An 18,734-nucleotide genomic window follows, 5' to 3' on the forward strand; every position below is an offset into this window, starting at 1 on the left:
TAGTGTATCCCAAAAACTGCGGATACGTTGAGATGGAATCCTAGTTTAATGTCGAAATTTTTTGATTGGTTTAACAAAGACAAGAAAAAACCATCTACCCCAGAACCTACTGAAAAAACTCATCAACAATCTGTGCCCGAAGAGCAATCGAGCGGAACGCTTGATGAGGCAATTAGTGAAACCCCTGCGCCGCAGTCTGATGTTGCAAGCACAGCGCCGATTGTGAAGGAAACGGTAACTAATGAAATAGAAGTTACGGAAGCCTCAGCGCCGCTTGTAGAGCCTGAGCTGTCAAGCGAACCAGAGATAGAACCAGTTGGCGAGCCAGTAGCGGAGCCCGAAGCACCAGCCAAGCCGAAATTTATGGAGCGGCTTAAGGCTGGACTGTCACGCACAAAACAAAACATCGGTACAGGCTTTGTAGCCTTGTTCAAAGGCAAGTCCATTGATGAAGATCTGTATGAAGAGCTAGAGACGCAATTACTGGTTGCTGATGTGGGTATGGACACAACCAATAAGATCATCACGCGCTTAACTGAGAATGCCAAATTGTCGCAACTGAAAGATGGTGAAGCACTTTACGGCATGCTTAAGCAGGATATGCAAGCAATGCTCGATGAAGTTGATAAGCCTCTGGTGATCGACAATGCCGAAGGTCCCTTTGTGATTTTAATGGTAGGTGTTAATGGCGTCGGTAAAACTACCACCATTGGTAAGTTGGCCAAGCAATACCAACAGCAGGGCAAACGAGTAATGCTTGCGGCAGGCGACACGTTTCGCGCCGCAGCGGTAGAACAGCTGCAAGTGTGGGGCGAGCGCAATGATATCCCCGTGATTGCTCAGCACACCGGAGCCGATAGTGCATCAGTGTTGTTCGATGCGTTACAATCGGCCGAAGCCAAGGGGGCCGATGTATTGATAGCTGACACAGCCGGTCGCTTGCAGAATAAAGACAATTTGATGGAAGAGCTGAAAAAAGTGGTTCGCGTGATGCGCAAGGTTAACCCCAATGCACCACACGAAATCATGCTGACGCTCGATGCTGGTACTGGTCAGAATGCGATTAGTCAGGCCAAGCTGTTCAGCGAGGCGGTAGGCGTTACTGGCATTACCTTATCGAAACTTGATGGCACGGCCAAAGGCGGTGTTATCTTTGCCATTGCTGACCAATTACAAATCCCGATCCGCTATATTGGCGTGGGAGAGGGTATTGATGACTTGCGCGCTTTTAACAGTCGTGATTTTATTGATGCACTATTTACCGAAGGTGATTCAGCAGAGTGATTAACTAGGATGTACTCACGATGATCAAGTTTGAGCAGGTAAGCAAGACCTACGCAGGTGGCCAACGGGCGCTTCAGCAAGTGAATTTTCACCTGCAACCAGGCGAGATGGCCTTTTTGACCGGCCACTCAGGCGCAGGGAAGAGTACCCTGCTCAAGCTGATCAGCATTATGGAGCGACCCACTGTAGGCAAGATTTTCATCAATGGGCATGACTTAGGCAAAATCTCGCGAAAACAAATCGCCTATATTCGCCGTGATATCGGCATGATTTTTCAAAATCATCATCTGCTGATGGATCGCACCGTATTCGACAATGTCAGTTTGCCTTTGGTGATTGAAGGCTATTCCCATAAGCAAATCAGAAAGCGTGTGGCCGCTGCACTGGAAATGGTCGGCTTGGCAGACAAAATGCGTCAATTGCCAATTGCACTCTCTGGTGGTGAGCAGCAGCGAGTGGGGATCGCCCGAGCAATAGTGAATAAACCACCTCTGCTGTTAGCCGATGAGCCGACGGGCAATTTGGACCCGAAGTTGTCGATGGAGATCATCAAGTTATTTGAAGACTTTAATCAGGCCGGAGTTTCGGTATTAATCGCAACCCACGACCTCGGCTTAATCGCGCGCATGCGTTATCGCACGCTAACACTTAAGAGTGGCCAAATGATCACGGATGGTCTGTCGGATGACAGCGTTGAGGTAGTGCAATGAGCTTATTATTCAAAGATCGCAATACCAGCGCAGTTCAATCCTCTAAGGTTAATCGTTTTCAGCGCTTTGTAATGTTTTTTGTGGATCACATTCGCCAAGCATTGCAAAGCCTTGGTGAGCTATGGCGACAACCGGTGGCATCGCTAATGACTATTGGTGTGCTCGGGTTGAGCATTACGCTGCCGAGCACCCTGTACATATTGGTGAACAATGTCGAGAAACTCAGTGCCGGGTGGCAAAACGCTTCGGAGATTTCACTGTTTTTAAAACCAACCGTGAGTGCCCAACAATCGCAACAGTTGGTCAATCGCTTAAGCGTGTGGAACGAGGTCGACAAGGTCGTATTTATTCCCAAACAACAAGCGCTGGAAGAATTTGAGCAGCTTTCAGGTTTGGGCGATACCATTGCCTATTTGCCGGAAAACCCAATTCCCGATGTCGTGTTGGTGACACCTACAAGCATGCATGCAAGCCCTACAGCCGCCAAGCTATTGCTGGAGAAGTTATTAGCAGAGCGCGAAGTCGACATTGGCAAACTGGATATCGATTGGCTCGAGCGATTGTATGCACTGGTAAATGTGGCACGTGAGTTGGTGACATTTATCGGTATCCTATTATTTTTGGCGGTAGTGCTGATTATCGGCAATACCATACGCTTAAACATCCTCAACAAGCGCGATGAAATCGTGGTAATGAAACTAGTCGGTGCTACTGATGCTTTTATTCATCGCCCATTTTTGTATACCGGGTTTTGGTTTGGCTTACTTGGTGGGCTTATCGCGTGGTTTGCGGTGCTGACTATCTTATGGTGGATGGATGCCAGCATCACGCGCTTTGCTGAGCTTTATCAGAAGCAGTTTTCGATTACCGGCCTAGATGGTCAGGCTTTGCTGGTAATGCTCGGCTTATCGATTCTGTTGGGGCTAATCGGGTCGTTTATCTCAGTGCAGCGACATGTCCGCCAGATAGAGCCTAGCTAGGATTTACCGCAGGTAGCTTTTGACTGGGGCTAAGCTTCCAAATGCCAAAGCCGCGCTGGGCGAACAAGCGCGGTAGTTATCGAGGTTCAATTGATGCTTAGATAGTGCTGGGCGTAATTTTACGGGCCGGGAAGTATGAAGACAGCGTTTGGCGCACACCATTGCCCCATACGATGGCTTGGTTATATAAACTGTGGAGTTCCTTCTGGTCGATTTCCAGCGCTTTGGCGACTTTGATTACGTTTAGCCATAGCCCACTTTCAAACGCCCGTACCAAAGTAAAGTAGTGGGCAAACTCTTGGTCCTGCCCCAACAAACCTTGATTAACGTCCTCAGCTAGCGGCAATTGATGCAATATATCGGGCAGATCCTGATCTAAAAGGGCATCAAGCAGTGAGAATAAGCCAATTAAGAAGCCAATGGGAGGATCCGTGCGCAATTGGCGCCGCTGAGAAAGTAAATCGAAAAACTTAGCGCGCACGAGTGACATATGAGTTAACTCGAGTGGCTTTTCGTCGCTCAAGTTAGCTAGCGACAATAAGGCGATGAATTTCTTAATCTCGACTTCGCCCATATAGTTAAGAGCATGGCGCAATGAGCTGATTTTATAACGCTTGTTGATCAGTGGGTTGTTAATAAAACGCAATAACAAATACGAAAGGGCAGCGTCGCGTTCAATAATTTGGTTAATGCGCTCAAAATTAAACTCAGGGCTACTACTTTCGCCCATTAAATCGACTAGGGTTAACTTGCTCGCCGGCAAGTCTCGCTGTAGGCGAGCTTCAGGTTTGGCAAAAAAGTATCCTTGGAATAACTGGAAACCTAATGATTGTGAGTTCGCAAAATCCTCATAGGTATTCACCGCTTCTGCTACCAGCTGCAAATTAGCATCTGCAAGGCGGGGTAGCTGGTGCTCGAGTATATCCAAGCGGTGTGCCTGCAAATCGACCTTTACGATATCGATAAGTGGTAATACGTCGCTCTTACGTTGCAGTAATTGGGGGTCGTCTAACGCTAGTTGAAAGCCCAAGTTCTTCGCGTGCTTGCAAGCATCAGTGAGACCTACATCACTGCGCGGATCGCGATTTAACTCGATAATTACGCGGTCAGGATCGAGGATTGCAGGTACACCTTGCAATAAGGTTTCGGGATTGAGATTGACGAATGACTTCTTATCCCCCGAAATATCGTCCAGGCCTAAGGCGTGAAAGTGCTCGGTTACGTAGTTAGTTTTGCGCTCATCATGAATGGGCAACGCACCTTCTTTGCCATCCCGAAAGACTAGCTCATAGGCATAAACATCTTTTTCTTTATCGAGAATTGGGTGTCGTGCAACAAACGCAAACATACTTTTTTAATCCTTATTATTTTATGCGCCTAGGGCACTTTGCTTCATCGCGTGCCCCCATTTTATCGATTCATTATAAAAACTGTGAAGTAAGTCCTTATCAATCTCGTGTCGCTGAGAAAAACGCTCCACTGTTGGCCAATTACCGACTTCAAACGCGCGTGCAATATCAACGCACTCACGCAATAAATTTTCATTGCCAATCAAGGCGGCCTTTACATTATCGGCCAATGGAACCTTTTCCACCAGTATTGGCATTGATTGATCCAATATTGAGTCAAGGAGCGAGAATAAACCGGTTAAAAACCCCGTCGGTGGGTTTTCTTTCTCTTTCAAAAATAGCGACATTAGTTCACAAAATTTGGCGCGAACCAGTGACATATGCATAAGTTCTATCGGTTTACCTTCACTCAAGTTCGCCAAGGCCAGTAATGCGATGAATTTTTTTACTTCAATCTCACCCATATAGGTAAGTGCATGGCGTAAGGAGGTAATTTTATTGCGCTTGTTAAACAACGGGTTATTGATAAAGCGCAACAACATAAATGACAAACCCACATCTCGCTGTAAAACATTATTCACTTTGTCATAATCAAAATCGGCGCTTGAACTGACAGCAACTAGCTCTAGGAGTGATAATTTTGATGCGCCTAATTGTTTATTTCTGACAATTTCAGGTTTGGCAAGGAAATAACCCTGAAAATAATCAAATCCCAACGACTTATACGCTTCAAACTCTTCATGAGTTTCAACTTTTTCAGCCACCAATATGACTTTGGCAGCTTTTAATTTATCTAACTGTTGCGTGACGTCTTCAACACTGTGCTCTTGCACGTCGATTTTTACATAGCGAACAATGGATAAGAAGGGGTCCCATTTGGGCGCAAAGTCGTAATCGTCTAACGCTAGGTGATAGCCTAAATTAGCGATGTGCTTGCAGGCTGCATAAAGTTCACGGGTGACTTTCACTGTTTCAACAATTTCAATCACCACACCATTGGCGTCCAATGATGTTGGGAAGCGATATTGAAGGGTATCTTGGTGAAAGTTGATGAACGCTTTTTTATTGCAACTGACCTCATCTATACCCAATGACAGATGATTTCCCGTTAGTATTTTTGATGTTGCCTCATCGGCGGGGATTTCTGGGAAACAGTTCTGTTCACTGTCGCGAAACAACAGTTCGTAGGCGAATACATTTTTTTCGTTGTCAACAATCGGCTGACGCGCTACATAGGCAAACATCGAGGCGGCTTTTGTACTTATTTGCGTAAAGAATAAACATTATGCCGATTTTTCGCCCGAAGTGACAGAAAATGAAACTTTTTTCTATAAAATCGGGTCTTGATATATAGCAAATTGACCCAATCACTAGTCAGTTGACAAGGATCAATTAAATAATTGACCGGATTTGGGTTCGGCTTCGTATAACAATCTAGTTTTGTATTCGTAGCTTTGCTACACTTCGGCATCTATTTATGAGGTAACAAATGAGTTCACAAATGCAATCAATGGCATTAACTGTTCCTCTCAGTGGCAGTATCGAGAGCTACATTCAAGCAGTTAGCGGCATCGACATGCTAACAGCTGAAGAAGAGCGGGAATTAGCAGTCCGTTTGCGTGACGAAGAAGACTTGGGCGCAGCGCGAAAACTGGTGATGTCTCACCTGCGTTTTGTTGTGCACATTGCAAAATCATACTCTGGATATGGATTACCCCAAGCGGATTTGATTCAAGAAGGCAATATTGGCCTTATGAAAGCTGTTAAGCGCTTCGACCCTTCAGTCGGCGTGCGTCTGGTATCGTTTGCCGTACATTGGATTAAAGCTGAAATTCACGAGTTTGTGCTTAAAAACTGGCGCATTGTTAAAGTGGCCACAACCAAAGCACAGCGCAAGTTGTTCTTTAATTTGCGCAAAGCGAAAAAGCGTCTCGGTTGGTTTACTCACGAGGAAGTGCAGCAAGTAGCAGACGAATTAGGCGTAAGTACAAAAGAAGTCCTGCAGATGGAAGCGCGCATGAGCAGTCAAGATCAAGCGTTCGACCTTTCTGCCGATGACGATGAAAACGGTAGCTTCGCACCGGTTCAGTATCTCGAGGATAAGACTGCAGACGTTGAACAAGACGTAATCGATAGCAACTGGGATCAGCGCGCATCAAAGCGCCTGTATGCGGCAATCAAAACGCTTGATGCCCGCAGCCAGGAAATTATCGAAACCCGTTGGTTGTCGGATGACAAAACCACCCTGCAAGACTTAGCTGACAAGTATCAGGTATCTGCAGAACGCGTCCGGCAAATCGAAAAAAATGCGATGAAAAAGTTACATGCGGCTATGGCTGCATAACAAGCACATTTTATCGATAAAAAAGCCGGCGATATGCCGGCTTTTTTGTGTCCCTTTAACGCTTTGATTAGTTACACGTCACTTTAACTGCGCTGGCGGTCCATTTCGCCTTTTCTACGGCTTGCTCAATAGAGTTGTCCAAGGCCAGCGCAACGCCCATACGTCGAGTGCCTTGAACCTCTGGTTTGCCGAACAAACGCAGCTGGGTATCTGGCTGTTGTAAGGCGTCATCAAGCTGCTCAAAGGTGATTTCCTTACTTTCACCGGAAACTAACAGAACCGCTGACGCACTAGGACCATGTTGACGGATATTGGGGATCGGCAGACCTAAAATAGCGCGAGCGTGTAAGGCGAACTCTGATAAAGATTGCGAAATTAAGGTTACTAATCCCGTGTCATGCGGTCGCGGTGATACTTCACTGAAAATGACCTCATCACCTCGTACGAATAATTCCACGCCAAATAGCCCCCAACCCCCTAGTGCATCGGTAACTTTACTGGCTATCGCTTGAGCTCGCTGTAAAGCTATGTCTGACATTGCTTGGGGTTGCCAAGACTCACGATAATCACCGTCCTCTTGACGGTGACCAATTGGCGCACAGTAGCTAACACCCTGTGCGTGTTGGATGGTCAGCAGTGTGATTTCATAATCAAAATCAACTTGAGCTTCAATAATGACTTTGCCTTGACCAGCTCGTCCGCCTTGCTGTGCATAATCCCAAGCGGCATCGATTTGCTTTGCGTCAGTCAGTCGAGACTGTCCTTTACCCGAGGAACTCATAATTGGCTTAACAAAGCAGGGAAACCCAACTGCTTCAATTGCCGACACGAATTCTGCTTTTGTTGCAGCAAAGCGGTAGGCCGATGTCGGTAAGGCCAATGTTTCGCTTGCGAGGCGGCGTATACCTTCGCGATTCATTGTCAAGTTAGCTGCATTTGCACTGGGCACAACTGTAAAACCTTCGGATTCTAACTCTATCAGTGTGTGTGTCGCTATCGCTTCAATTTCTGGCACAATCAATGCGGGTTGCTCGAGCTCGACTACGCGGCGTAACTCAGTGGCGTCAAGCATTGAAAATACATGCGCTCGATCGGCAACTTGCATTGCTGGCGCGTTGGCATAGCGATCACAAGCAATGACTTCACAGCCTAGCCGCTGTAATTCAATCACGACTTCTTTGCCCAGCTCTCCCGAACCGAGCAATAACACGCGTTTAGCCGATGATGAGAACGGCGTTCCAATAATTGTCATAATGGATGCTCTTAGGTAGTTGAAGTCACGGGTAAAACCCAATAAACGCCCTTAAACTCCGCAACTGGCGTATCACCATCCAGAATATCCACTTGTAGTTTAATGGGGCATTTTTTGCCCTTGCGTAGGGAGTCAAACTTGCCCGACAAGGTTTCAATATTACACAAAGCACGCGGTTGCATGGTGATCGGCTTGTGATAGTGAATATCGCCATCACCGAGCACAATATCACCGTCCATACCTTGCTGCTTGAGCTGTAAGTGGATCATGCCCCAGCCGGTTAATGTTGCTAGCGAGAAGATACTGCCCGCAAACATGGTGCCGTGGATATTGATGTTTTTATTAAGTGATGCACGGGTTTCAAATGTACGACCTGTGTATTGATAAATCTTAATTCCCATGTGTTCGGAGATTGGGATTGTCTCACTCCATGTCTGCTGCAGTTCATTACACCATTTCGGATGCAACATCAGCACGTTATTTTCAGTGAGTTCTTTAACCATCTGACTGCGCTTGAGTTGATTTAGCTCATTAGGAGCCTCTGCTTCTACGCGGTAACCACAAGATTGAAAAAAGTCGATTGAAGTTTCGCGGCTATTGGTGACAGCGCGTTCTGCGCCTAGTTGTCGAGCCACTGACTCTAATGCTGACAAAATCATTTGTCCAAGGCCCTTGCGTTGGTGATCGCCAGATACAGCAATATGCCGAACTTGCGCTTCTTCGGAGGTATTGAGGTGGACTCTACCAACGGCGACAATTTCGCCTTTACCATCGAGTATCATGCGGTGTTCACTTACACCTTCATACTCATCTTTTTCAGAGCCTGGAGGATAATTCCACGGCTTGCGCAAGATCAACCAACGAAAGTCATAATAGCGGGCAAAATCTTCTTCAGTTTCTGGCGTTGCAATTCTGTACACAAGGAGCCTAGAGGTAATCAATAACCTAACTATTAGACCCTATGCCGGATCGAACAGCAAGTTAGACCTGAAGCCAAAACGTCACAGGACCGTCGTTGACCAAGCTCACTTGCATATCCGCACCAAACTCGCCACAAGCAACACTGGGCATGGCTTGCTGAGCCTTTGTGACAAACTCGGTATAAAGCAGCTTGCCTTGCTCAGGGCTAGCACCGCGAGAAAATCCTGGTCGATTACCTTTGCGGGTATCCGCCACCAACGTGAATTGTGAGACAACCAACAATCCACCACCGGCTTGTTGAAGGTTTAAATTCATTTTACCGTTTTCGTCAGCAAACACCCGATAGTGCAAAATTTTATGCAGTAATTTGTCAACGCTTTCTGATGTGTCGTCACGCTCAACGCCCAGCAATAACAACAAGCCGTTATCTATTTGCCCGATGACGTTGTCACTAACGCTGACACTGGCGCGCGTAACCCGCTGAATAAGCCCTATCATGTGCGCTTCCGCATAAACCGAGCGAATTCGTCAGTGGCCTTGCACAATGCATGCATTATGCCTTTTTCCGACGTGCTATGCCCGGCATCTGGAACAATCTGCAAACGACTATTGTGCCACTTCTTATGCAGCGCAAAGGCCGCTTCCGATTTACAAATTAAGTCGTAACGGCCATGCACGATGGTGCCGGGTAGATCCGCAATTACGTCGATATTGTCGAGAATATAGTTTTCGGCGATAAAACAGTGGTTTTTCAGATAATGACATTCCAGTAAAGCCAAGCTTTTGACCGCATGGAAGTGATGCGCTTCGATAGTAGATGCTTGAGGTAAGATTAACCGGGAGATACGCTCCTCCCAACCGTACCATGCTTTTAATGCTAGGGCTTGGGTCATTTCGTCGGCGTGGTTGAACACGTCGTAATATTGGTTACAAATGTCGTCTGCGCGGGTGGCATTCCCAGAGTAAGCGGCAAATTTTTGGTAATGCTCGGGAAAGACATTCGCGGCACCACTGTTGGGGCAAAGGAACCAGTCCCGATCTTGTTCGCGAGCTAAAAACGTTCCGCGTAAGATCAATCCTAATACTGTATGTGTATATTGAATGGCATAAACCAAAGCAAGTGTAGAGCCCCAGGAACCACCAAACAAAAGCCATGTAGAAATGCCCAAATGTTGGCGAATTTGCTCAATATCTTTGACCAAATCTGCGGTCGTATTGTGCTGTAACTCAGCAAAAGGCGTACTTTTTCCGCATCCGCGTTGGTCAAAACCGATAATCAAATACTTTTCAGGATCAAAAAAGCGCCGATAATTACCTGGTAACCCAGCGCCCGGGCCGCCATGAATAAACAGGGCTGGCGTGCCTTTCGGATTGCCGCTTAACTCGAGGTTAATGTGGTGACCATCACCCACATCTAGCATTTCAGTATGATACGGGTGGATCGGTGGGTACAAATTTGGCATCGTTCTTGAAGTAAATGCTTGTAGTTAAAAATTTGTTCGCCTATGTTATGAACACTTTTGCTACAAATTCAACCAATAAAGTGAGGGTTTATGTCAGGTCAAGGTTCAGGCGGTAACGTTATAGCCGCAATATGTAGTTTTTTTATTGCTGGATTAGGTCAGTTAGTTCAAGGCCGTATTTTAGCTGCTCTCGTATTTTTCTTACTGGTGTGGGTGAATTACACATTGGCTGCCACAGGAATATTATTTTTTATGGCCATTCCTGGTTTTATTTTCCACATTTGGGCTATTATCGATGCAGCTAGATACAAAGGATAATAGACAATGCGTTGGTTATTAATTGCGTTGGTATTTGCACTGAGCGGATGCCAATCAGCTTATTACGCTGCGTGGGAAAAGCTCGGCGTTGAAAAACGAGACATACTAGTGGACCGCGTTGAGGATACGCGCGAAACACAACAAGATGCTCAAGAGCAGTTCTCATCCGCGTTGGAACAGTTCAGCACACTCATTAATTACGATGGCGGTGAATTACAACGCGTATACGAACAGCTAAGTGACGAGTATGAGTCGAGTAAAAATGCGGCTGAAGCTGTCACTGCGCGTATAGACAGTGTAGAGAGCGTCGCTGAAGCTTTGTTTGATGAGTGGCAGAGTGAGTTAGACAGCTATACCAATGCTAACCTGCGACGTGACAGTGAGCGACAGCTTAAAGACACGCGTCGTCGCTATGAAAACTTATTGCGATCTATGCGTCGTGTAGAAAGTAGTATGGATCCGGTACTAGCGTCCTTACAAGACAATGTCCTGTATCTCAAGCATAACTTGAATGCCAATGCTGTCGGCGCATTACAAGGTGAACTGCAATCCATTTCACAAAATGTTAGTCGTTTAATTCAAGAGATGAATGCTGCGATTGCTCAGTCAGATGAGTTTATCAAGAGTATTCAAGGCTAACCTTAAGCTTATAGCGACTGGCTTTGTCACAAGCTAGTCGCCGTTTCCCCCTTCTATTTAGTGACTCAATCGCCGACTATTGCTGAGAGACGCAAGTAAATTATCCAATTCGGCCAACTTACTAGCTGGTATTGCGATATCTAGGATCGCACCTTGAGCATAATCACAGCCCCTAACTACTGCGTTGTGTTGCTCTAACCACAAACGCAGGTATTGCTCGTGCTTAAAGTCGCATTCAACTCGATAGCGCTGGCGTGCTATGCGCTTCTTAATGGCTAACTGTTCAAGGCTTTGTTGAGTCGCACCCGAGTAGGCGCGCACTAACCCGCCAGCGCCGAGTTTAATACCACCAAAATAACGCGAAACAACCACAATAATATCGCCAATACCTTTGTGCTGAAGCACATTGAGAATGGGCTTCCCAGCTGTGCCTGAAGGCTCTCCGTCGTCGTTCATTGCTGCACTAGTGGGCGAATTTGGATCGCCCAAAAGATATGCCCAACAATGATGGCGAGCATCTGGGTAGCGCTGTTTACACTGTTCGATTATTGTCATAGCCGCTTCGCGATCCGGCGCATATCCAGCGCAAGCGTGAAATAGACTCTTTTTGATTTCCAGCGTTGTCTCTAACGTTTCTGCTGGGATTGGATAGCTCATCGCTTCGTTTTTTCGCTAACCCATACCGTTATCGAGCCCTCAACAACCACGTTGTCGCTAGTGTCATAGGCTTTCACTTCCACCTCTAGATTACCGGGCTGCCAAGCATTTTCTGGCACCTGGGCAACGCAGCGAATATCAGTCGGCGCTTTTGCCGGATATTCAACCGCCATACTCTTGGGGATCCAGCGCAAATGCTTCGGAATAGAGGCCTCGCACATAAAGCCCATTGCCATTTCTAGGCCATTACAAATAGCGATTACATGGGCGGTACCGATGTGATTTTGGACTTTTTTACGTTTCCGAAATTGAACCTCACAGCGGTTGGGGCGAAGGTCAGTGATCAGTGGCGAAATCGTCGCAAAATAGGGGGCGCGTCGAGCTGAATACCAACTAAAAAGCTTGCGCCCAAAGGGTAGAGACAAAAATTTGTGATAGGTTTTTAAAACGTAGTTATCGCTCATAAAATCGTTTCCAGACAATGTAGCTCAAGTAAACTAACAGACTTGCTCGTTTCTGTCAGTTTGGAAAGGCGGTGAATACATACGTGTACATTCCCATATTTGCAAGTCAAAACAAACCATCTAGACTTTTGAAATACTGATTATGTAACTGTAATTATTAGAGGGTGTAACCATGCGGTCGTTCTTCATTATGCTCGTATTGACGTCAATCGTTAGTTTACAAGGCTGTACGACAGGAGAGTTAAGGGCACTTAATGATGCGTTAGCAGCTCAAAACGGTACGCCAGTGTATTATCCGAACCAATATGATACGAGCTATGTTGGCGATATTGAATGGACTACGGGGGTCTGGAATGGTGAAGGTTATCAAAGTATTGCCAATACCAGCCGAGATTATTGTAAAGTCCGTGTGCGATACGAGGATGACAGCTACGATTTTTTCTATCTTGACCCGGGTGAAAGTACCGGTGATATGTACATGAGCATTTATAATCAAGCGGAATACATGGATACGCTTTGTAATACCACTCGACGTGTTTTTAACGAGTCCTTCTAATGGCTCTAGTACAGTTACTCTTCGGTACTCTTATTACCTGGCTCTTCGCGGACATTTTTATCGAACACCTCCGTGACTGAGCAAGTAAACTCAGCGCCTAACAGCACAACTATCCAAGATAAATAAACCCAAACAAATAAGATTGGGACAACCGCCAGTGCACCATAAATGAGCTCATAGCTTGGGAAGCTGGTGACGTAAACTGAAAAGCCTTTTTTACACAATTCAAATAACAGGGTCGACACTACAGCACCGGCTAATGCATGTTTAAACGCGACTCGACGGTTTGGCACCAGCATAAATAATATTAAAAAGGCTAAGATAGCCGTAATGCTAGGTACGAGTTTCAAGAAAAATGTGCCTAAACCGGGTGTGTACTCTTCGGCGAAATTGGCCAAGGTGATCAAGTAAGAAGTTGCTATTACGCTGGAGCCCATCAGTACGGGGCCAAGGGTAATTACCATCCAATAAATTGCAAAGGTGTAGATTAGCGGACGTTCACTGGGCGTGCGCCAGATACGGTTCAGGGTCTTATCAATATTGGAAATAAGCAGTAGTGCAACAACGAGCAGTGACAGAATACCGATAGCGCCCATTTGTGATGCGTTGCCAACAAATTCTGTCATATATTGTTGTACCACATCTCCCGATGCTGGCACGAAGTTTTTGAAGATAAAATCTTCGAGTTTGCCACGCGCATCGCCGAACGCTGGAAATGCTGACATCAAGGTAAAAATCACCATGATAAATGGCACGAGTGACAACAGTGACACGTACGCAAGGTGCCCCGCTGAGATAGTAATATTGTCTTGTCTACAGCGGTTAAAAAAGGTTGTAGCCAAAAGCTTCAGATTAGGTTGAAACCCTTTCCACCATACCAGTGCTTTATCCATATAATTACTGTTATATTGTCGCTGAATACTGATCTAGGCCTTCAGTGTACCTTTATTGTTGGCGTAAACCCAGCATATGACAGATGGCATAACTTAATTCGCTGCGATTTAAGGTGTAGAAATGAAAGTGTTTCACCCCTTCTTTCGCCAAAACCTTAACCATATCCATGGCGATATTGGCGCCCAGTAGGTTTCGCGTGGTTTGGTCACCTTCGTCAAGGCCGTCAAAGTGCTTGTGGAGCCAAGCGGGTACATGCACATTGGTCATTTGCGCGAAACGCAGCAACGTCTGATAGTTAGTTACGGGTAAGATCCCAGGTACAATATCCAAGTCGATACCAGCAGCAGCTGCGCGGTCACGGAAACGCAAGAACACGCTAGTATCGAAGAAGAATTGCGTGATCGCTTCGCTCGCACCCGCTTCATTCTTGCGTTTTAAATTGAGTAAATCGAATTGGTCATTGGGAGCTTCTGGGTGTTTTTCCGGATAAGCGGCAACTGAAATGTCGAAATCGGCAACGTCCTTCAACAAAGTAACCAAATCCGAAGCATACATTTCAGGCTTGCCACCGCCGGGCGGCAAATCACCTCGTAGAGCAACGATTCTGCGGATGCCATTATCCCAGTAGTCTTGCGCGATCGTGCGTAACTCTTCTTTACTGGCGTCTATGCAGGTTAAGTGCGGTACCGCGGGAATACCGGCCTGACTTTGGATTTGCTTCACAATATCATGAGTACGGTCACGCTCACCGCTGTTTGCACCGTAAGTTACCGACATATACGCTGGCTTTAGGGGCGCGAGGCGATCGATAGATTTCCACAGCATGGTTTCCATTTTTTCCGTCTTGGGGGGAAAGAATTCGAAGGAAACATCAATTCCGTTTAACTCGGAAAGAGACTGATTTAATGCATCGATACCTTGGGCGTAAGAGACCATAATTAAAATTAACTTTTGCAAATAGACGTTTAGACGTCTAAATTAAATGTAATGTATGAGTGAGTCAAGCATTCTTAATGGAAAATTACAGTGTTTAGGTTGATTGACCTTTGCTGTACAACCGTTAGAATTTCGACCGCGCAATAAATATAACGACAAAGAGGCTGGCAGATGGCTGAGTGGAATGGCAAATACATACATCCGTACGCGGAGCATGGGAAGAAAAGTGAGCAAGTAAAAAAAGTCACTGTGTCTATCCCCATTAACGTACTAAAAGTGTTAACGGATGAAAGAACACGCCGGCAAATTAATAATTTACGTCATGCGACAAATTCAGAATTATTGTGTGAAGCGTTTTTACATGCGTTTACCGGTCAGCCATTACCAAATGATGAAGACTTGAAGAAAGACAATCCTCACAGGATCCCCTCAGAAGCACGCCAAATCATGCGTGACAAAGGTATCGATGATGCCGATATTGATGCGCTATACGATGCATCTGAAGAATAGTTAATAGCTCAACAAAAACGCCGGCTAAATGCCGGCGTTTTTATTTGCTTGTAGAATATGTGCTTATTCCATATAGCCATCGGGCAGCGTTTCAAGCTTAGCAACGCCTGAGTCAATGGCCGCTTGCGCAACGGCTTTGGCGATAGTTGCACACAAGCGCGGATCCATAGGCTTGGGAATGATGTAGTCCTTACCAAAACTCAAACTATCGGTATGACTCGCGGCGAGGACTTCCTCGGGTACTGGCATTTTTGAGACCTTGCGGATCGCTTCTACGGCTGCAACTTTCATTTCATCATTAATCGCTGAAGCTCGCACGTCGAGTGCGCCGCGGAAGATGAACGGAAAGCACAAGACATTGTTAACTTGATTGGGGTAATCAGAGCGGCCGGTTGCCATGATTAAGTCATCGCGGACTTCATGAGCAAGTTCCGGTTTAATCTCTGGATCAGGGTTGGAACAAGCAAACACTATTGGGTTTGGAGCCATCAGTTGGAGTGTCTCAGGCGGTAATAAGTCAGGACCTGATACACCAACGAATATATCTGCACCATTCATAACGTCATCAAGGGTGCGCTTGTCAGTATTATTAGCAAATAACATTTTATGCGGTGTGAGATCGTCGCGACGTGTATGGATCACGCCTTTGCGGTCAAGCATGTAAATCTTTTCGCGCTGAGCACCGCACTTAATCAACAACTCCATACAGGCCACAGCAGCCGCACCCGCGCCCAAACAGACGATAATCGAATCTCGTAAATTTTTACCTTGGATCTCCAAAGCATTTAGCATACCTGCAGCAGTAACGATGGCGGTACCGTGCTGATCATCGTGAAACACCGGTACTTTACAGCGTTGAATCAACGCTTCTTCAATTTCAAAACACTCGGGCGCTTTTATATCTTCGAGGTTAATACCGCCGAAAGTATCGGCAATGTTGGCAACTGTATTAATAAACTCTTCAGTTGTGCGGTGTTTGACTTCAATATCAATTGAGTCAATCCCTGCAAAGTGTTTGAACAGTAGCGCTTTACCTTCCATTACCGGTTTAGAGGCAAGTGGTCCAAGGTTACCCAAGCCCAATATTGCGGTGCCGTTTGATATAACCGCAACCATATTGCCCTTTGCGGTATATTGATACGCTAGGTCCGGATCTTCGGCGATCTCTCTGACGGGCTCTGCTACACCCGGGCTATAGGCCAATGCTAAGTCTTTAACACTGTTGGCAGGTTTACTTAATTCAACTTTAATTTTTCCAGGCGTGGGCTTGGAATGGTAATCCAGTGCCTGTTGGCGAAAATCTGACATGCGTCGAATTCCTTGATTTTTTAATGCTGTAGGGTTGCGCTTGAGCGCTTTTAGTTATCTCGCCAATGTAGCATACCAACCGGCATTCGGCAGATCGGATGTGACGAATTAACAGCATATCGGAATCCACTGGTAATACCAATTCGGATATGCTTAAAAATAACACGCATAAATATGGTGAATGGCAGCCTGCCTATGGATTCTTGGCCTGAATGCAGGTGTGATGCTTCATTTCTGATTGGGCACTTTTAGTTTTAGGTAAAACTCGACAGGCAACAAAAAACAAGGAGCCGCCATTGAATAACAGCTTTTTAATTGTGCCACTATATTTCTTTGACATATGGTCTTAGACAAATAAGTTCACACTAATAGTCTACACTGTTATTTAAGTTAAACCTTCTTTTTCGAACGTTGCATATATGTTGAGAGTCCAGAAATGATACGACATTTAGTGTCAACTCTAATTGTGTCAGTTTCACTTTCACTCTTTGTTGGTAAAGTTTTGGCTGAGTCTAATAAATGGATAATTGCTGCACACCACATAGATGATGTACTTGAAAAATCAAAACCAGAACTTCCCTATAATCAGGTCATAAATAAGTTAGAGCAGCACCCTGAAATTTCATTAGATATCCGCTATTTTCATGCTTTGAGATCAGTGAAGGTATTTAATGACAGCTTGGCGGATTGTTTATTTCCGGCGGCTATTCTTCCTAGTGAAGCAGACAAACCGTTGATTGAGAGTATCGGGATAGTTGAAGCAAAAGCTCACTTTATTGGATTACAAAAATTTAGCACCCAAGATTTAGTTAGATCTACGACAAGTTCAAAAATCATAGGATTTAAGCGAGGAAACACCTTCGGTGGTACTATCGATACACTTAGTCACCATCAACTTATACCTTTGAATACTGGAGCAGATATTGTGCTTTTGCTGCAACAGAACCGAATTGATATATTTTTAGGTTATTTCCCAGATGCCCAGCTTCTAGTAGGCGAAGATTATTCACAATCTGGTTTTAAGGTTTCTGATTTCCCCTTCTACAAACAAAAAGATGCATTTAAATGCTTTGACACACCATCAAACAGAAAACTAGTCGAATTCTTAAACGAAGCCATCGCGGAACTGCACAATAGCAACTTCGTCAACGAGTTGTTTAAAAAATAAATAATCGTTATTAAAACTTCATGCACAAGGTTTGATTTGACAGCGAGACTTGTGGTGACTTCGTCGCAGATAGACAAGTACGGGGCGTTCACTTTTTGGGCAATTTGCTACATACCTGCAAATTTATCGTAAAGAGCGAGATGTAGTTGAACATACAGAGGCATAAGCAATGAAGTACAGTAATCAAAGTGGACAGTTTGAAAATTTCGTTCAAGGGAACGTTGTTGTGAGCGAGTATTCCGGAACCTTCGATGAGCACGGTATCGCTGCCATATTTTCAGAAATTGAGTCAATGACATCTGGACTTAAGCATTGGTGCTGGCATCAGAAGCCTGACCCCAAAACAGTCATATCAAAGACAGGGGTTGATGGGATGATAAGCAGATACACAAAGATACATGTTCACGGCTGTGTTGCTATTGGTGTCTGCTACACCAATCCCGAGATTGATCGAATATCACTTCCCAAGGATGGCTCAATCAAAACATTATTTAAAATAAGTCGGAATAGAAGCTCGCTTTATGAGTTTTTCGACCAAGCATTACACGAAGCTGAGCAATCCCAGCTGGGCCAACTTCAGTTGGCAACTACAGCAAAGGCTAAGGATTATGACGTCATTACCCAGTTCATCACTGCCACAAAAGCAGCAGAATTAACCTCAGATGAACTTAAAAAGCTCGTCGGATACACTAAACCCCAGCTCGATGCCTTGCCCGCACTTGACAGGCAAACCTTAACCTACATGCAAGCCATGACAGCACTGCTTGGAATTGTTGCTTTTCAGCTCAAGCCAGAGTCACTCAACCGCTGGTTACATACCCCAATTGAAGGGACAAGTAATACACCATTGACCATTTGCCAGGAGCCCGATGGTATATATAAACTATTCCGGTCGCTATAGCCGCGGATTGAAGCATTCATGATACGCCTCTTTATGTAGAGGCATTGGCCGACGATTAAATACTATCGACTGTCCGCTTT

The 18,734-nt window shown here is 45.5% G+C and carries 21 protein-coding genes; 10 read left to right on the forward strand and 11 right to left on the reverse strand.

The window, feature by feature from the left end; genetic code table 11:
• Positions 1 to 48: 48 nt before the first annotated feature.
• From ftsY to ftsX, 3 genes are read left to right on the forward strand one after another with little or no spacing between them, the layout of a single operon-like run.
• Positions 49 to 1,284: a signal recognition particle-docking protein FtsY gene (ftsY, locus tag QTP81_RS11895; protein ID WP_289365736.1), complete on the forward strand. Its 1,236-nt coding sequence runs from the start codon at positions 49 to 51 to the stop codon at positions 1,282 to 1,284.
• A 20-nt stretch (positions 1,285 to 1,304) separates the two neighbouring features.
• On the forward strand, positions 1,305 to 1,994 hold the full coding sequence (ftsE, locus tag QTP81_RS11900) for a cell division ATP-binding protein FtsE (protein WP_289365737.1): 690 nt from the start codon (positions 1,305 to 1,307) through the stop codon (positions 1,992 to 1,994).
• On the forward strand, positions 1,991 to 2,974 hold the full coding sequence (gene ftsX / locus QTP81_RS11905; protein ID WP_289365738.1) for a permease-like cell division protein FtsX: 984 nt from the start codon (positions 1,991 to 1,993) through the stop codon (positions 2,972 to 2,974). The genes ftsE and ftsX overlap by 4 nt, the downstream gene beginning before the upstream one ends.
• Before the next feature lie 97 nt (positions 2,975 to 3,071).
• On the opposite strand, the gene QTP81_RS11910 is transcribed toward ftsX, so the two are convergent.
• Together QTP81_RS11910 and QTP81_RS11915 are read right to left on the reverse strand one after the other, a co-directional pair.
• Positions 3,072 to 4,322 carry an EAL and HDOD domain-containing protein gene (locus QTP81_RS11910; protein ID WP_289365739.1) on the reverse strand — a complete coding sequence of 417 codons (1,251 nt, stop codon included), beginning with the start codon at positions 4,320 to 4,322 and terminating at the stop codon, positions 3,072 to 3,074.
• Positions 4,323 to 4,343: 21 nt separating this feature from the next.
• On the reverse strand, positions 4,344 to 5,567 hold the full coding sequence (locus QTP81_RS11915; RefSeq protein ID WP_289365740.1) for an EAL and HDOD domain-containing protein: 1,224 nt from the start codon (positions 5,565 to 5,567) through the stop codon (positions 4,344 to 4,346).
• 245 nt (positions 5,568 to 5,812) lie between these two features.
• Between QTP81_RS11915 and rpoH the strand changes: the two genes are divergently transcribed.
• Positions 5,813 to 6,667 (forward strand): RNA polymerase sigma factor RpoH, encoded by an 855-nt coding sequence (rpoH, locus tag QTP81_RS11920; RefSeq protein ID WP_289365741.1) that lies wholly within the window; start codon positions 5,813 to 5,815, stop codon positions 6,665 to 6,667.
• A 67-nt stretch (positions 6,668 to 6,734) separates the two neighbouring features.
• On the opposite strand, the gene purT is transcribed toward rpoH, so the two are convergent.
• From purT to pip, 4 genes are all read right to left on the reverse strand, one after another.
• Positions 6,735 to 7,913 (reverse strand): formate-dependent phosphoribosylglycinamide formyltransferase, encoded by a 1,179-nt coding sequence (gene purT, locus QTP81_RS11925; RefSeq protein ID WP_289365917.1) that lies wholly within the window; start codon positions 7,911 to 7,913, stop codon positions 6,735 to 6,737.
• Positions 7,914 to 7,930: 17 nt separating this feature from the next.
• On the reverse strand, positions 7,931 to 8,839 hold the full coding sequence (locus QTP81_RS11930; RefSeq protein ID WP_289365745.1) for a bifunctional GNAT family N-acetyltransferase/hotdog fold thioesterase: 909 nt from the start codon (positions 8,837 to 8,839) through the stop codon (positions 7,931 to 7,933).
• A 61-nt stretch (positions 8,840 to 8,900) separates the two neighbouring features.
• Positions 8,901 to 9,338, reverse strand: a complete 438-nt coding sequence (gene dtd / locus QTP81_RS11935) for a D-aminoacyl-tRNA deacylase (RefSeq protein ID WP_289365746.1) — start codon at positions 9,336 to 9,338, stop codon at positions 8,901 to 8,903.
• On the reverse strand, positions 9,335 to 10,303 hold the full coding sequence (pip, locus tag QTP81_RS11940) for a prolyl aminopeptidase (protein ID WP_289365747.1): 969 nt from the start codon (positions 10,301 to 10,303) through the stop codon (positions 9,335 to 9,337). The genes dtd and pip overlap by 4 nt, the downstream gene beginning before the upstream one ends.
• 90 nt (positions 10,304 to 10,393) lie before the next feature.
• On the opposite strand from pip, the gene QTP81_RS11945 reads away from it, so the two are divergent.
• Positions 10,394 to 10,621, forward strand: coding sequence for a hypothetical protein (locus tag QTP81_RS11945; RefSeq protein WP_289365748.1), 228 nt, complete (start codon positions 10,394 to 10,396; stop codon positions 10,619 to 10,621).
• 6 nt (positions 10,622 to 10,627) lie between these two features.
• Entirely contained in the window at positions 10,628 to 11,260 is a 633-nt protein-coding gene (locus QTP81_RS11950) for a DUF2959 domain-containing protein (RefSeq protein WP_289365749.1), read from the forward strand.
• 57 nt (positions 11,261 to 11,317) lie between these two features.
• Here the strand turns inward: QTP81_RS11950 and QTP81_RS11955 are convergent, their stop codons facing one another.
• Positions 11,318 to 11,917, reverse strand: a complete 600-nt coding sequence (locus QTP81_RS11955) for an IMPACT family protein (RefSeq protein WP_289365750.1) — start codon at positions 11,915 to 11,917, stop codon at positions 11,318 to 11,320.
• Positions 11,914 to 12,381 (reverse strand): hotdog fold domain-containing protein, encoded by a 468-nt coding sequence (locus tag QTP81_RS11960; protein ID WP_289365751.1) that lies wholly within the window; start codon positions 12,379 to 12,381, stop codon positions 11,914 to 11,916. Before QTP81_RS11960 ends, QTP81_RS11955 begins: the two co-directional genes overlap by 4 nt.
• Before the next feature lie 172 nt (positions 12,382 to 12,553).
• Here QTP81_RS11960 and QTP81_RS11965 point away from each other — a divergent pair, with 172 nt between their 5' ends.
• Complete coding sequence (locus tag QTP81_RS11965; protein WP_289365753.1) at positions 12,554 to 12,937, forward strand: hypothetical protein; 384 nt, start codon at positions 12,554 to 12,556, stop codon at positions 12,935 to 12,937.
• Between the two features lie 14 nt (positions 12,938 to 12,951).
• Here QTP81_RS11965 and QTP81_RS11970 read toward each other — a convergent pair whose 3' ends face one another.
• Positions 12,952 to 13,830: a virulence factor BrkB family protein gene (locus QTP81_RS11970; protein ID WP_289365754.1), complete on the reverse strand. Its 879-nt coding sequence runs from the start codon at positions 13,828 to 13,830 to the stop codon at positions 12,952 to 12,954.
• 52 nt (positions 13,831 to 13,882) lie between these two features.
• Positions 13,883 to 14,767, reverse strand: coding sequence for a methylenetetrahydrofolate reductase (metF, locus tag QTP81_RS11975; RefSeq protein WP_289365755.1), 885 nt, complete (start codon positions 14,765 to 14,767; stop codon positions 13,883 to 13,885).
• Positions 14,768 to 14,938: 171 nt separating this feature from the next.
• On the opposite strand from metF, the gene metJ reads away from it, so the two are divergent.
• On the forward strand, positions 14,939 to 15,277 hold the full coding sequence (gene metJ / locus QTP81_RS11980) for a met regulon transcriptional regulator MetJ (protein ID WP_289365756.1): 339 nt from the start codon (positions 14,939 to 14,941) through the stop codon (positions 15,275 to 15,277).
• A 63-nt stretch (positions 15,278 to 15,340) separates the two neighbouring features.
• On the opposite strand, the gene QTP81_RS11985 is transcribed toward metJ, so the two are convergent.
• Positions 15,341 to 16,585 carry a malic enzyme-like NAD(P)-binding protein gene (locus tag QTP81_RS11985; RefSeq protein ID WP_289365757.1) on the reverse strand — a complete coding sequence of 415 codons (1,245 nt, stop codon included), beginning with the start codon at positions 16,583 to 16,585 and terminating at the stop codon, positions 15,341 to 15,343.
• 451 nt (positions 16,586 to 17,036) lie between these two features.
• On the opposite strand from QTP81_RS11985, the gene QTP81_RS11990 reads away from it, so the two are divergent.
• Together QTP81_RS11990 and QTP81_RS11995 are read left to right on the forward strand one after the other, a co-directional pair.
• Positions 17,037 to 17,753 (forward strand): type 2 periplasmic-binding domain-containing protein, encoded by a 717-nt coding sequence (locus QTP81_RS11990; RefSeq protein WP_289365758.1) that lies wholly within the window; start codon positions 17,037 to 17,039, stop codon positions 17,751 to 17,753.
• 169 nt (positions 17,754 to 17,922) lie between these two features.
• A complete protein-coding gene (locus tag QTP81_RS11995) occupies positions 17,923 to 18,654 on the forward strand; it encodes a hypothetical protein (protein WP_289365759.1) in 732 nt (243 codons plus the stop codon).
• The last annotated feature ends 80 nt before the right edge of the window (positions 18,655 to 18,734 follow it).

Origin of the sequence: Neoalteromonas arenosi, assembly GCF_030362855.1 — a bacterium.
Taxonomy (GTDB): domain Bacteria; phylum Pseudomonadota; class Gammaproteobacteria; order Enterobacterales; family Alteromonadaceae; genus Alteromonas_E; species Alteromonas_E arenosi.

Coding starts and splice junctions, on each gene's coding strand:
- ftsY (WP_289365736.1), top strand. CDS start 49: ATGTCGAAATTTTTTGATTGGTTTAACAAAGACAAGAAAAAACCATCT.
- ftsE (WP_289365737.1), top strand. CDS start 1,305: ATGATCAAGTTTGAGCAGGTAAGCAAGACCTACGCAGGTGGCCAACGG.
- ftsX (WP_289365738.1), top strand. CDS start 1,991: ATGAGCTTATTATTCAAAGATCGCAATACCAGCGCAGTTCAATCCTCT.
- QTP81_RS11910 (WP_289365739.1), bottom strand. CDS start 4,322: ATGTTTGCGTTTGTTGCACGACACCCAATTCTCGATAAAGAAAAAGAT.
- QTP81_RS11915 (WP_289365740.1), bottom strand. CDS start 5,567: ATGTTTGCCTATGTAGCGCGTCAGCCGATTGTTGACAACGAAAAAAAT.
- rpoH (WP_289365741.1), top strand. CDS start 5,813: ATGAGTTCACAAATGCAATCAATGGCATTAACTGTTCCTCTCAGTGGC.
- dtd (WP_289365746.1), bottom strand. CDS start 9,338: ATGATAGGGCTTATTCAGCGGGTTACGCGCGCCAGTGTCAGCGTTAGT.
- pip (WP_289365747.1), bottom strand. CDS start 10,303: ATGCCAAATTTGTACCCACCGATCCACCCGTATCATACTGAAATGCTA.
- QTP81_RS11945 (WP_289365748.1), top strand. CDS start 10,394: ATGTCAGGTCAAGGTTCAGGCGGTAACGTTATAGCCGCAATATGTAGT.
- QTP81_RS11950 (WP_289365749.1), top strand. CDS start 10,628: ATGCGTTGGTTATTAATTGCGTTGGTATTTGCACTGAGCGGATGCCAA.
- QTP81_RS11955 (WP_289365750.1), bottom strand. CDS start 11,917: ATGAGCTATCCAATCCCAGCAGAAACGTTAGAGACAACGCTGGAAATC.
- QTP81_RS11960 (WP_289365751.1), bottom strand. CDS start 12,381: ATGAGCGATAACTACGTTTTAAAAACCTATCACAAATTTTTGTCTCTA.
- QTP81_RS11965 (WP_289365753.1), top strand. CDS start 12,554: ATGCGGTCGTTCTTCATTATGCTCGTATTGACGTCAATCGTTAGTTTA.
- QTP81_RS11970 (WP_289365754.1), bottom strand. CDS start 13,830: ATGGATAAAGCACTGGTATGGTGGAAAGGGTTTCAACCTAATCTGAAG.
- metF (WP_289365755.1), bottom strand. CDS start 14,767: ATGGTCTCTTACGCCCAAGGTATCGATGCATTAAATCAGTCTCTTTCC.
- metJ (WP_289365756.1), top strand. CDS start 14,939: ATGGCTGAGTGGAATGGCAAATACATACATCCGTACGCGGAGCATGGG.
- QTP81_RS11985 (WP_289365757.1), bottom strand. CDS start 16,585: ATGTCAGATTTTCGCCAACAGGCACTGGATTACCATTCCAAGCCCACG.
- QTP81_RS11995 (WP_289365759.1), top strand. CDS start 17,923: ATGAAGTACAGTAATCAAAGTGGACAGTTTGAAAATTTCGTTCAAGGG.